Source organism: Bifidobacterium boum (assembly GCF_000741535.1).
Lineage (GTDB): Bacteria > Actinomycetota > Actinomycetes > Actinomycetales > Bifidobacteriaceae > Bifidobacterium > Bifidobacterium boum.
Genome location: NZ_JGYQ01000016.1, coordinates 348,034 through 360,623, shown reverse-complemented (window position 1 = coordinate 360,623; position 12,590 = coordinate 348,034). Strand labels below are relative to the sequence as shown.

At 59.7% G+C, this 12,590-nt stretch carries 17 protein-coding genes and 1 tRNA gene; 17 read left to right on the top strand and 1 reads right to left on the bottom strand.

The annotated features are described in order from the left end of the window. Positions 1-70: 70 nt before the first annotated feature. The 16 genes from rpsH (at position 71) to BBOU_RS07315 (ending at position 9,966) form a co-directional block, all read left to right on the top strand. Positions 71-469 (top strand): 30S ribosomal protein S8, encoded by a 399-nt coding sequence (gene rpsH, locus BBOU_RS07390; RefSeq protein ID WP_026502395.1) that lies wholly within the window; start codon positions 71-73, stop codon positions 467-469. 17 nt (positions 470-486) lie between these two features. Then, positions 487-1,026, top strand: coding sequence for a 50S ribosomal protein L6 (gene rplF, locus BBOU_RS07385; RefSeq protein ID WP_026502394.1), 540 nt, complete (start codon positions 487-489; stop codon positions 1,024-1,026). 1 nt (position 1,027) lies between these two features. Beyond that, entirely contained in the window at positions 1,028-1,399 is a 372-nt protein-coding gene (gene rplR, locus BBOU_RS07380; RefSeq protein ID WP_026502393.1) for a 50S ribosomal protein L18, read from the top strand. Then, the gene (gene rpsE / locus BBOU_RS07375) at positions 1,396-2,124 is read left to right on the top strand and encodes a 30S ribosomal protein S5 (protein WP_035142339.1); all 729 of its coding nucleotides are present in this window, start codon (positions 1,396-1,398) and stop codon (positions 2,122-2,124) included. Before rplR ends, rpsE begins: the two co-directional genes overlap by 4 nt. Beyond that, complete coding sequence (gene rpmD / locus BBOU_RS07370) at positions 2,124-2,306, top strand: 50S ribosomal protein L30 (RefSeq protein ID WP_026502391.1); 183 nt, start codon at positions 2,124-2,126, stop codon at positions 2,304-2,306. The genes rpsE and rpmD overlap by 1 nt, the downstream gene beginning before the upstream one ends. Positions 2,307-2,308: 2 nt before the next feature. After that, positions 2,309-2,764, top strand: a complete 456-nt coding sequence (gene rplO, locus BBOU_RS07365) for a 50S ribosomal protein L15 (RefSeq protein ID WP_026502390.1) — start codon at positions 2,309-2,311, stop codon at positions 2,762-2,764. A gap of 213 nt (positions 2,765-2,977) precedes the next feature. Further along, positions 2,978-4,315: a preprotein translocase subunit SecY gene (gene secY / locus BBOU_RS07360; RefSeq protein WP_026502389.1), complete on the top strand. Its 1,338-nt coding sequence runs from the start codon at positions 2,978-2,980 to the stop codon at positions 4,313-4,315. 113 nt (positions 4,316-4,428) lie between these two features. Next, positions 4,429-4,989 (top strand): adenylate kinase, encoded by a 561-nt coding sequence (locus BBOU_RS07355; protein ID WP_026502388.1) that lies wholly within the window; start codon positions 4,429-4,431, stop codon positions 4,987-4,989. A gap of 141 nt (positions 4,990-5,130) precedes the next feature. Then, positions 5,131-5,349, top strand: coding sequence for a translation initiation factor IF-1 (gene infA, locus BBOU_RS07350; protein ID WP_015450951.1), 219 nt, complete (start codon positions 5,131-5,133; stop codon positions 5,347-5,349). A 20-nt stretch (positions 5,350-5,369) separates the two neighbouring features. After that, positions 5,370-5,483, top strand: coding sequence for a 50S ribosomal protein L36 (gene rpmJ, locus BBOU_RS07345; RefSeq protein WP_003814578.1), 114 nt, complete (start codon positions 5,370-5,372; stop codon positions 5,481-5,483). A gap of 128 nt (positions 5,484-5,611) precedes the next feature. Next, a complete protein-coding gene (gene rpsM, locus BBOU_RS07340) occupies positions 5,612-5,989 on the top strand; it encodes a 30S ribosomal protein S13 (RefSeq protein WP_026502387.1) in 378 nt (125 codons plus the stop codon). 77 nt (positions 5,990-6,066) lie between these two features. Beyond that, positions 6,067-6,465, top strand: a complete 399-nt coding sequence (gene rpsK, locus BBOU_RS07335; RefSeq protein WP_015450949.1) for a 30S ribosomal protein S11 — start codon at positions 6,067-6,069, stop codon at positions 6,463-6,465. Between the two features lie 79 nt (positions 6,466-6,544). After that, entirely contained in the window at positions 6,545-7,543 is a 999-nt protein-coding gene (locus BBOU_RS07330; protein WP_026502386.1) for a DNA-directed RNA polymerase subunit alpha, read from the top strand. 77 nt (positions 7,544-7,620) lie between these two features. Then, positions 7,621-8,271, top strand: coding sequence for a 50S ribosomal protein L17 (gene rplQ / locus BBOU_RS07325; RefSeq protein ID WP_026502385.1), 651 nt, complete (start codon positions 7,621-7,623; stop codon positions 8,269-8,271). Between the two features lie 606 nt (positions 8,272-8,877). Further along, positions 8,878-9,777 (top strand): tRNA pseudouridine(38-40) synthase TruA, encoded by a 900-nt coding sequence (gene truA / locus BBOU_RS07320; RefSeq protein ID WP_026502384.1) that lies wholly within the window; start codon positions 8,878-8,880, stop codon positions 9,775-9,777. Positions 9,778-9,880: 103 nt separating this feature from the next. Further along, positions 9,881-9,966: transfer RNA gene (locus tag BBOU_RS07315), tRNA-Ser, on the top strand. Between the two features lie 559 nt (positions 9,967-10,525). Here the strand turns inward: BBOU_RS07315 and BBOU_RS07310 are convergent. Continuing rightward, positions 10,526-11,413 carry a hypothetical protein gene (locus BBOU_RS07310; RefSeq protein WP_026502383.1) on the bottom strand — a complete coding sequence of 296 codons (888 nt, stop codon included), beginning with the start codon at positions 11,411-11,413 and terminating at the stop codon, positions 10,526-10,528. 81 nt (positions 11,414-11,494) lie between these two features. On the opposite strand from BBOU_RS07310, the gene nusA reads away from it, so the two are divergent. Further along, entirely contained in the window at positions 11,495-12,544 is a 1,050-nt protein-coding gene (gene nusA / locus BBOU_RS07305) for a transcription termination factor NusA (RefSeq protein WP_026502382.1), read from the top strand. The last annotated feature ends 46 nt before the right edge of the window (positions 12,545-12,590 follow it).

Below are 12,590 nucleotides of genomic sequence, written 5' to 3'. Positions count from 1 at the left end.
GGCCCGACCGGGTGCTTACAGGCACCCGGGAGGGCGGCGGAAACCACGGCGAGAAAGGGCGTTAGCCCACATGACAATGACAGATCCGATCGCAGACATGCTTACGCGTCTGCGTAATGCGAGCGCGGCAAAGCACGAGACCGTGGATATGCCGTACTCCAAGTTCAAGGCGAACATCGCTGAGATCCTCAAGCGCGAAGGCTACATCGCCGATTTCACGGCGAAGGAAGCCAAGGTCGGCCAGACCCTCGAAATCACGCTGAAGTATGGACCTCACGGCGAGCGTTCCATCCAGGGCATCAAGCGTATTTCGAAGCCGGGCATGCGTCGCTACGCGAAGTCCGACTCCCTGCCGATGCCGCTCGGTGGCCTCGGTGTCGCCATCATCTCGACGAGCTCGGGATTGCTGACCCAGAAGGAATGCCTCGACCGGGGCATCGGCGGCGAAATCGTCGCTTACGTTTGGTGAGAAAGGAGAGCTGAAACATGGCATCACATATTGGTAAGCTCCCCGTCACCATTCCGGCTGGCGTGGAAGTGAAGATCGAAGGTCAGAACTTCTCTGCGAAGGGCCCGAAGGGCTCTGACTCCTTCGTCATTCCTGAAGGCATCACCGGCAAAGTCGAAGGCAATGAGATCGTGCTGGTCCCGGCTGATGACCTGCGTCCGACCCGTGCAAAGCACGGTCTGGCTCGCGCCATCATCGCTTCGATGGTCAAGGGCGTGCACGAGGGCTACACCAAGACCCTCGACATCGTCGGCACCGGTTACCGTGCGCAGCTCAAGGGCAAGAGCATCGAGTTCTCCCTCGGCTACTCGCACACCATCACCGTCGACCCGCCGGAAGGCATCGAGTTCGAACTGCCGAACGCCAACCAGGTGATCGTCAAGGGCACCGACAAGCAGGCCGTTGGCCAGGCTGCCGCGAACATCCGCAAGCTTCGTGCACCGGAACCCTACAAGGGCAAGGGCATCAAGTACAGCGACGAGCACATCCTGCGCAAGGCTGGAAAGGCTGGTAAGTGATATGAGCGTCAAGATTTTCGGCAAGGGCAAGAAGGTCTCCCGTCTTCGTCGTCACGCCCGCCTGCGCAAGCGCATTTCCGGTACCCCGGAGCGTCCGCGCCTGGTGGTCACCCGTTCCAACCGCCACATGGTTGCCCAGATCGTGGACGACACCAAGGGCATCACCCTGGTGAGCGCTTCCACCATCACCCACGATTTCGATGGGTTCAAGGGCACCAAGACCGAAGCGGCCAAGAAGGTCGGTGAGCTTGTCGCCCAGCGCGCCAAGGACGCCGGTATCACTCAGGTCGTCTTCGACCGCGGTGGTTACAAGTACCATGGTCGCGTCGCAGCTGTCGCTGAAGGCGCCCGCGAGGGAGGTCTGGCACTGTGAGCGATAACGAGAAGGAAACCCAAGTGGCTGAAGAAACTCAGAACACTCAGGCTGCTGCAGAGAACAACGACGAGCGCAAGTCCCGTCGTGGCCAGCGTGGTGAAGGCCGTCGCGGCGAGCGTCGCAACCGTCGTGAAGAGAATCACGGCGACGAGCTCCTCGATCGCGTGGTCACCATCAACCGTGTCTCCAAGACCCACAAGGGCGGTCGTACGTTCAGCTTCGCCGCTCTCGTGGTTGTCGGCGACGGCAACGGCACCGTCGGTGTCGGCTATGGCAAGTCCCGCGAAGTCCCGGCCGCTATCGCCAAGGGCCAGCTGGATGCCAAGAAGCACATGTTCACTGTTCCGCGCGTCAAGGGCACCATCACCCACCCGGTGATCGGCCATGATGCTGCCGGCACCGTGCTGCTTCGCCCCGCCGCCCCTGGTACCGGTGTTATTGCCGGTGGCGCTGTCCGCGCCGTCATGGAGTGCGCTGGCATTTCCGACATCCTCACCAAGTCCATGGGCTCCGCAACCGCGGTGAACGTGGTCCGTGCTACCGTCGCTGCCCTCAAGCAGCTCGAAGAGCCGGAAGAGATCGCCGCCCGTCGTGGCCTGACCTTGGAAGAGGTCGCCCCGGACGCACTGCTCCGTGCTCGCGCCGAAGGCATCGCCGAAGCCCGCAAGGCTCGTGAAGAAGCCCAGGCGAAGGCCGCCGCTGATAACAAGGATGGTGAGTGATGGCTAACCTCAAGATCACCCTGATCCACGGTGTGGTGAACACCACCCCCCGCCAGCGTGCCACCGTGCAGACCCTCGGCCTGCATAAGATCGGCCAGAGCGTTGTGCGTGAGGACACTCCCGCCAACCTTGGCTTGGTCAACGCTGTGCGCCACCTGGTCACCGTCGAGGAGGCTGACTGATTATGGCAAACGAAGAACCACAGATCCTGCAAATGCATGATCTGCACCCGGCTCCGGGCGCCAAGAAGAACCGTATCCGCGTCGGCCGCGGTGAAGGTTCCAAGGGCAAGACCGCTGGTCGTGGTGCCAAGGGTACGAAGAAGCGCTATCAGGTGCGTCCTGGCTTCGAAGGCGGACAGCTCCCGCTGTACATGCGCCTGCCGAAGCTGCGCGGCTTCAAGAGCCCGTTCAAGCAGGAATACCAGGTCGTCAACATCGCTGCGCTCAACGAGCTGTTCCCCAAGGGCGGCGAGATCAGCGTGGAAGATCTGGTCAAGAAGGGTGCCGTCCGTAGCGGCTACCCGGTCAAGATCCTTGGCGATGGCGACACCCAGCTGGCGTTCACCATCAAGGGCGTGAAGGCTTCTGCCTCCGCCAAGGCCAAGATCGAGGCCGCAGGCGGTTCCATCTCCGAGTGAGCTCGGTGAGGACAACCTGAATATCTTGTGACCCTCTCCCTCAAGCAGGGGGAGGGTCACATATTTTTTCGCAGTGTCGCCTATCGGCCGGATACGGCGTCGCGCATGGGAGCGCGTCAGGTAGACGGCATAAGCTACACTGTTACTCTTAGAGTGTGTAATTTGCATGGTTGCGTGGTTTCCTCGCGCATGACACAAGGGAAGGAACCCCAGGTGAGGACGTTAATCCAGGCCTTCAAGACCAAGGAGTTGAGGAACAAAATCCTCTTCGTGCTTGGTATGATCATCATCTACCGTATCGGTTCGTTCATCCCAACGCCGGGTGTGGACGTCAAGGTCGTTCAGCAGTGCGTCGGCAAGATGAGCACGGTTTCGGAGAACTTCATCGGCCTGGTCAACCTCTTCTCGGGTGGCGCCATGCTGCAGTTGTCTATCTTCGCACTGGGCGTTATGCCGTACATCACGGCTTCCATCGTCATCCAGCTGCTGCGCGTGGTCATTCCCCGCTTCGAAGCGTTGCATAAGGAAGGCCAGTCCGGCGAAGCGAAACTGACCCAGTACACTCGTTACCTCACCATCGGCCTGGCTGTGCTGCAGTCCACCACCATTTTGGTGACCGCCCGCTCCGGCGCGCTGTTCAACTACCAGTGCTCGCAGGTTATCCCGAACGATTCCGTGTGGAATCTCGTGGTCATGGTGCTGATCATGACCGGCGGCACCGGCTTCATCATGTGGATGGCCGAGCTCATCACCGATAAGGGCATCGGTCAGGGCATGTCTATCCTGATCTTCATGTCCATTTGCTCCGGCTTCCTGCCGCAGCTGTGGGAGATCGGCTGGGGCACCAACGGCAAAGACGGCAACTGGACGAAGTTCGGCATTGTAGTCGGCGTCCTGCTCGTCATCATGATCTTCGTCGTGTATGTGGAGCTGGCTCAGCGTCGGATCCCCGTCCAGTACACGCGTCGAATGATCGGCCGCAAGATGTACGGCGGTTCCTCCACCTACCTGCCGTTGAAGATCAACATGAGCGGTGTCATCCCGCCCATCTTCGCATCCTCCATCTTGTCCATCCCGACGCTGATCGCGCAGTTCGGCAACAGCAACCAAAGCTGGGTCAAGTGGATTAACACCAATCTGGGCAGCACCACAACCGTGTGGTACATCGTGCTGTACGCCATCCAGATCGTGTTCTTCACCTTCTTCTACACGTCTATCACCTTCGACCCGGATGAGGTCGCGGATAACATGAAAGACTACGGCGGTTTCATTCCGGGCGTGCGTGCCGGCAGCGCAACCAGCCGGTACCTGTCCTATGTGATGAACAGGCTGAACACAGTCGGTGCGATTTACCTGCTGTTTGTCGCCCTGATTCCTACCGTCCTCATCATGGCCATGCAGCTCAATAACCGTCTGCCCTTTGGCGGCACCACGATTCTGATCATCGCTGGTGTCGGCCTCGACACTCTCCGCCAGGCGAAGGCGCAGACCGAACAGTTCCAGTACACTGGCTTCCTGTTCGAAAACACTGCGCACGTCGAAGGCAAGTGACGTTTTCGGGTGGCAGCCAATACGGATTGGCCGCCACCCGACGCGTATCATCCGACCTATCACCATCACCATCATCGGCTTGCCGCAAGGCGGCCATCGAAGAAAGGAACACTATGCGTCTGCTGATCATGGGACCGCAGGGCGTTGGCAAGGGAACCCAGGCCGCGCTGCTGAGCAAGCACTATGACATTCCCGCGATTTCCACCGGGGATATTTTCCGCTACAACCTGAAGAACCAGACCGAGCTCGGCAAGCAGGCACAAGCCTATATCGACAAGGGTGAACTGGTGCCCGATGAGCTGACCAACTCGATCGTCAAAGACCGCCTCGCGAAGGACGATACCAAGAACGGTTGGATTCTTGACGGCTATCCCCGCAATGCCGCTCAGGTCGAAGCGCTCGACAAGATGCTCGAAGAGCTCGGCACCCCACTCGACTACGCGGTGGCACTCGATGCCGCGCAGGATATCCTTCTGGAGCGTATGAAGAAGCGCGCCGCCGAAGAGGGCCGTTCCGACGATACGCCTGAAGCCATCGCCAAGCGGCTGGAAACCTATGCGAAGGAAACCGCCCCGCTGCTCGATATCTATCGCAGCCGCGGCAAACTGGTCAGCGTCAACGGTGTCGGCGAGATTGAAACCATCAATAAGGAGATCATCGCCAAGCTTGGCTGAGACCAAACGTTCTCACCATCAGCATCATCAGCGGATATTCCAACACGCCGAGTGTCGGAATATCCGCTGTTCCTGTATTATTGCAATTTGGTGTGTCTTCGGACACCCATAGTAATTCGTCTGAGGAATGGAACGAGGCTCATGGCTAAAGACGGTGTGATTGAAGTCGAAGGCAAGGTGGTGGAAGCACTGCCGAACGCGATGTTTCGCGTGGAACTTGAGAACAAGCACATCGTGCTGGCGACGATTTCGGGAAAGATGCGTAAGAACTACATTCGTATTCTTCCGCAGGACCGTGTCGTGCTGGAGATGAGCCCCTACGATCTCAACCGCGGACGTATTACGTACCGTTACAAGTAAGGTACAAGCAAAGGAAAACCATGAAGGTCAGCCCTAGTGTGAAGAGGATCTGCGAAAACTGCCGCGTGATCCGTCGTCACGGCCGCGTCATGGTGATCTGCACGAACCCGCGCCACAAGCAGCGTCAGGGCTGAAAGCAGATTTCCAGCGGCACAATCAACAGGCACTGAATCACAGCGCAAGCTGAACCCCGGGGACGCAGGCCCGGGCCGGGACAACCGGACGATTCGGTGTAAGACCTGCGCGAAGTGAAGGAATCGCAATGGCACGTCTTGCCGGAGTCGACATCCCAAATGAGAAGCGCATCGAGATCGCGCTCACCTACATCTTTGGTGTAGGCCGCACTCGTGCGAAGGAAACGCTTGCCGCGACCGGAATCAATCCGGATACCCGCGTCAAGGATCTTACGGATGAGCAGCTGATTATGCTGCGCGACTATCTTGAAGCCAACTACAAGATCGAAGGCGATCTGCGTCGTGAAATCGATGCGGACATCCGTCGTAAGATCCAGATCAACTGCTACCAAGGCCAGCGTCACCGTAGGGGACTTCCTGTGCGCGGTCAGCGCACCAAGACCAACGCCCGCACCCGCAAGGGCCCGAAGCGTACGGTCGCCGGAAAGAAGAAGGCCACCAAGTAAGGTGGCGGGACCCGGGCCACGAGTCGGACTAACTCATCGTCCGGGCATTCAAGTTCGTTACTAGGAAACGAGGGTCAATGGCAGCTAACAAGCAAGCCGCGCGCAAGCCGCGTCGCCGGGACCGCAAGTCGGTGCCGGTCGGGCAGGCGCACATCAAGTCCACTTTCAATAACACCATTATTTCGATCACCGATCCGTCCGGGGCTGTTGTGTCCTGGGCTTCCGGTGGCGATGTCGGCTTCAAGGGCTCCCGTAAGTCCACGCCGTACGCCGCTGGTATGGCTGCCGAGTCCGCCGCCCGCAAGGCGATGGAGCACGGCGTCAAGAAGGTCGACGTGTTCGTCAAGGGCCCGGGTTCCGGCCGTGAAACCGCTATCCGCTCCCTGCAGTCCGCCGGACTCGAGGTCGGTTCCATCACCGACGTCACCCCACAAGCGCATAACGGCGTTCGTCCTCCGAAGCGTCGTCGCGTCTGAGCACTTTTACAATCCACCCATCCAACCCGCTTATGGCCGGTGAGTGCACCACCGATCAGAAGCTGAAAGGATAACCACAGTGCTTATCGCACAGCGTCCGACACTTACCGAGGAATCTCTCAATCCACAGCGCTCGCGCTTCGTCATCGAGCCGCTCGAGCCAGGCTTCGGCTATACGCTCGGCAACTCCCTGCGCCGTACGCTGCTCAGCTCTATCCCGGGTGCCGCGGTGACTTCGGTCCGCATTTCCGGCGCGCTGCATGAGTTCACCACTCTGCCTGGCGTCGTCGAAGATGTCACCGAGATCCTGCTCAACATCAAGGGCATCGTGCTGACCAGCGAATATGACGAGCCCGTGGTCATGTATCTGCGCAAAAGCGGTAAGGGCGAGGCGACGGCGGGAGACATCACGCCGCCGGCCGGCGTCACCATCGCTAATCCGGATCTGCACATCGCCACTCTCGAAGACGATGGCGAACTCGAGATCGAGTTCACTGTCGAACGCGGCCGTGGCTATGTGCCCGCTCAGATGAACAAGCAGGAGAATGATGAAATCGGCCGTATCCCGGTTGACTCTATCTACTCCCCGGTCCTCAAGGTGAGCTACAAGGTCGAGGCAACGCGCGTTGAACAGCGCACCGACTTCGACAAGCTTATTCTGGACGTGGAGACCAAGCCCGCCATCAGTCCCCGTGACGCGGTGGCGTCAGCTGGCTCGACGCTGGTTGAGCTTTTCGGCTTGTGCCGTGAACTCAATACTCAGGCTGAGGGCGTCGAGGTTGGCCCGGCACCGGTTGCCGAGGAAACCAACCCGGAGATGTCCATCCCGATCGAGGATCTCAACCTTACGCAGCGCAGCTACAACTGCTTGAAGCGTGAGGGCATCCACACCATCGGCGAGCTGGTGTCCCACACTGAGCAGGATCTGCTCGACATCCGCAATTTCGGTATGAAGTCCATTGACGAGGTCAAGGAGAAGCTGGAAGGCCTCGGCCTGTCGCTGAAGCCGTCCCCGCTCGGTGGCTTTGATACCAATAACCTCGAAGGCGGTACGTTCTTCTCGCCGGAAGACGAGTGAACCCCCACTTCGACCAACCGCCCTTGGCTGGATGCTCGGGCATTTGCCCACCTGGCCGGGGACAATAAGGAGTAAACATGCCAACACCGAAGAAAGGCCCGCGTCTGGCGTCAAGCCCGGCACATGAGCGCCTGATGCTCGCGAACATGGCGACCAGCCTGTTCCGCAACGGCAGCATCAAGACCACCCTGCCGAAGGCCAAGCGTCTGCGCCCGCTGGCTGAGCGTCTGATCACCTTCGCCAAGCGTGGTGATCTGCACTCCCGCCGTCGCGTGATGCGCGTCATCCGCGACAAGTCCATCGTGCACAAGCTCTTCACCGAGATCGCTGAGCAGATGGAACAGCGTGAGGGCGGCTACACCCGTATCGTCAAGATCGCTCCGCGTCGTGGCGATTCCGCTCCTCAGGCCATTATCGAGCTCGTCACCGAGCCGGTCGCCAAGAAGGCCGTCGTGAAGGAAGCCGAAGCCGCCGCGAAGACCGCAGCGAAGGAAGACGGCGAAGCTGTCGCCGCTGCCGCTGACGCTGCTATCGCCGATGGTGCCGCCAAGGATGCCGTCGACCAGGCCGTCGCCGCGAACGAGGCTGGTAACGACATGGCTGCTGCCGATGCCGCTGCCGTCGATCTCGACAAGACCGCAGATGCGGCCGATGCCGAGGCCGCCGAGCAGGCTGAGGAAGCCGATGTTGCCGACGAGGCCAAGAAGGCTGCTGACGAAGCCAAGTGAGTCGTGTAGTCTGCATGGCGTGTGACGTCTGCAGGCTGACAAACTAACTGAACGGGGTCGAATCCACATGGGTTCGGCCCCGTTTCGTATTGTCCGAGCGCGCGCGTCGCGCGGCATTCGGTGGTGCACATCATGGTGCGTGCCGCTGGGGATTGGATTTCCCATGTTGCCGCTGATGGCGCGTGCAGCGACCGGTACCCGTGTTTTGTGTGAGCCAATCCTCACACAACGGGCATCAAGCCTGCCGTGCGAGCTGGTTCAGGCTTGTACACCACCCACGATGTGAGCGGATGGTCACACGCCGTGGACCGCACAGGGAAGTGCGGCCTCGTCGCCAATCCGAGGATTGTCACGCTGCATACACGGCCAAACACGTCAACAGGTGGGCACGCCGTCGGTATGGGCGATTACGGGGTGGATGGCGCCTCCTGCGCATACCGCGATACGCAGAAGGCACCCGTTGCGTTCGACTACTGACCGAGGCACAGTCCATGCCAGCCATACGCCTTGTCGAATGCGTCGGCCATGTCGACAATCGGTAGCGTTGATACGCACAATCGAGAGGAACGCGCGCTGCTGGCAATCCTCGGTCGTATACTTGAGGCAATGAGACTGAGAATCGACCTGTCCTATGATGGTGGCGCCTTCCATGGTTGGGCGCGACAGCCCGGATTGCGCACGGTCCAAGGCGTGCTGGAAGACACGCTGGCGATGTTGCTGAGATTGCCTGCAGGTGACACACCGCGCGTGACGGTCGCAGGCCGCACGGATACCGGTGTTCACGCGCTCGGACAAGTATGCCATGTTGATATCGCCCAGGAGATTCTCGATTCCTGTATCGGCCATATGAACGTCAACGGGGTGCAGGCTTTGCACCGCCGTCTGATGCATGTGCTGCCCGACGATATCGCCATCCAATCGGTGAGTATCGCCCCGGAAGGTTTCGACGCCCGTTTTTCAGCGCTTGATCGCACGTACGTGTATCGGATCAGCGATGCCGGACGTCCTGTCGACCCACGTATGCGAGGATTTGTCCTCGCTGTGTCTGACACGCTTGACTGTGATCTGATGAATCAGGCCGCCGCCATGACTATCGGATTGCATGATTTCGGTTCCTTTGCTACGCCGAATCCGGGCGGGACGACGATTCGCGAAGTCAAACGCGCACACTGGGATCGTATCGGCGTGAGCGCGTTGGCGCCTTCAACGAGTGATGATGCGGGGTGGATGGTGCCGACCGTCGAGTCGGGACTGGTTTGTTTCACGATTGTCGCGGATGCTTTCGCCCACAATATGGTGCGCTCGCTGGTGAACGCATGCGTCCAAGTGGGGCGGGGAAGGAAAACCCTCGACTGGTTCAACCATAAGATGGACGAGCCGATCCGTGAGGGGTCTACGGGACCGATTGCCGCATGCGGGTTGACGCTCGAACACGTCGAATACCCGCAAGACGACCAGCTTGCCGTGCGGGCCGCAGCGATCAGGGCGAAACGGACCCTAGAGTAGTCCCTCGGCACCCGCGATTACGACACGCGGCATGCCATGAGACGAAAATGTCCTATAATAATGAGGTTGCTTGTTCTCTGCGCGAAGCGTAGGGGATGCGATTGGATGAGTGTCCGAGCGGTCGAAGGAGCACGCCTCGAAAGCGTGTGAGGGCGAACCCCTCCGCGAGTTCGAATCTCGCCTCATCCGCAGTACCCCGTGGGTCCCACCCGCGGGGTTTCTTGTTATCAAGCCGAAAACCGTTGTGATTATTGGGGTTTGCGAACGCAGTCCAGGCAATTGGCAGTGTTCCGGCTGATGTGAGCAACAGATGCATTGGGTCCTGTAACAGGGTATTTCGCGGGGTATTCAACAGGGTAAATACCAGGATACAGCGGTATTTGGGGCGGTATGGGAGATTATGGCAGCATCGTCTGATGGATGGTGTTCTCCCACTTGCCGCGCGGGAGTTTGTTGGGATTCCGTGTCATAGCAGATAATCTCCCGGCGGGAACGTTGGAATTCCGCGGCTGTTGAACATCGGTCTTGAATCCGTGTATGGGAGAACACCGCCGTTTCCGCATATGCCCGATGAGCTCCCGCTACAATGTGGGAGTTTGCGTGCCATACGGCGTATCGGTGAAGAACTCCCGCAAGGGCCTCCGCTGATGACATACCAGTCTGATTCGGCTCGATCGGTTCGACCGGTTCAGTCAGCCGGCCGGTATCATAGCGCCGTACCATCACCGACGTCGCTGCAGCCGCACCATTACTGTTTGCTGGTGCTTGCGAATACTGCGAAGTCGCCGCTCGGATATCCGTTGGCGAACGCCTGGTAGCAGTGTCCGGTAACCAGTCGAATCACTGTGAGCATCTGCTGTGTGCGTGTTGCGGCATCACCAGTGGTGGGAGCTTGGCCTGCTGCAGAGAGCGCGGCGAGTTCTTCGAGTGTGCAGTCCATTTCGACGATGGCGGCGCTCGCTGCGGTGAGTCCGGTGTTGTGATCGGTTGCCGTTGACGGATTGGCGATCAGCGCCGACACGTCATACTCTTTCTGCCGCAAATCACCGTTGTTGCCTGCTAAGGTCATGAGCTGCGATCCGGCGGCATGATGATTGTCGCTCAACGTGAGTGTGGCGCCTGGAGCGTTTTTCGCGGCAAGCAGTTGCATGGCTGATCCGGCTCGGTCTTCGGCCAAGGCGAGATGACGCAGGGTGGTGTTGTCAAGCGGCAGTGAGGTGACACCGTCGAGTCGTTGCCGTCGTAGTGCGTTGCCGTCAGTGGTGCTGGCTGTGTAGGTTGTAGATAGTGAGGCGGCGATATTTTGCGCGTTCCATTGGGCTTGTGCGCTGCGGATGATGCCTTCGGACAGTCGTTGCGGGCAGATGGCGGCTACGGTTTGCCATGCTTGCGCCGATGATGACGCGGCAAGATACCGTTCGAGCAATGGGGCGGTACGGGCGCGTTCGTCGCCGGCGGTGGCGGAACGGTACGCGATTTCGCATTCGCTGACTTGATGTTCTGATTCGGCGCGCCCGGCGATGCGCGGTGATGTACAGGCGCCGATGGTGGGGAGCATCATTGCTGCGACGACACAGGCAGCCAAGATACGGATGGCGGTGCGCGCGTGGCGAAGAGAAGTGATGCGTGTCTGCATAATCCATTAAAATAGTACGTAACTGTGACCAATTGGGCAAAGCGCTCGGTATAGATAACTTCACATAGGAGGTCTTGCAGGATGGAACTGGACCTGGCAGGTATTCACCAGCTGGCAGCTGGTCAGGGAATTGACGCCGAGACGCTGGATGATGCACTTTCCGAAGCATTGCGGCTGGCATATCTCAAAACACCCCACGCGGCGAAGCATGTCCGTGTGGAGCTTGATGAGCGTGCAGGCACGTTCACGATTTGGGCTCAAGATGAGATTCCAGTCGAACCGACTGAGGACAACCCGCATCCGGCGCCGCAACTGGGGGAGGAGTACGACGACACTCCGCGCGATTTCGGCCGTTTGGCCGCGGCAACTGCGCGACAGGTCATCAGCCAGCTGTTCCGTAAGGCTGAAGATGACCGAGTACTCGGCGCTTTTGCCGGGCAGAAAGGCAAACTGATCACCGGTGTGGTGCAGCAGGATGCCAAAGATCCCACGAACGTGCATATTGCGGTCGGCGATGTCGAAGCGTTGCTGCCTCGCCGTGAACAGGTGCCCGGCGAGCGCTACCGTCATGGTGAGCGTCTGCGTGTGTACGTTGTCAACGTGTCCCGCGGCTTGCGCGGCCCGGAGATCATCGTCTCCCGCTCTCACCCGGAGCTTGTCCGCCGCCTGTTTGAGCGTGAGGTGCCGGAACTGGTTTCTGGTGCGGTGTCCATCATGGCTATCGCCCGTGAGGCGGGTGCACGTACGAAGATTGCGGTCAAGGCGAATACTGAAGGTGTCAACCCCAAGGGTGCGCTGATCGGCCCTGCCGGCTCGCGTGTGCGCGCGGTGATGGAGAATCTCGGCAACGAGAAAATCGATATCGTCGACTGGTCCGCCGATCCGGCGAAGTTCGTCGCTGCTGCGCTTTCGCCTGCGGTTGCCACGGACGTGCAGGTCATCAGCGAGAAAAACAAGACCGCTATCGCGTTCATCCATGACGACCAGCTGTCGCTCGCCATCGGCAAGGAAGGCCAGAATGCCCGTCTCGCCGCGAAGCTGACCGGTTGGAAGATCGGTATTGAATCCGCCGAACAGCATAAGGCGAAGATGGCCGCGGAACGTGACGCATCGTCCGGCGAAGCCGAGTAGACACGAGTCGCGCCGCAATCCAGCGTCTCAGGTATGCTGGGTTGCG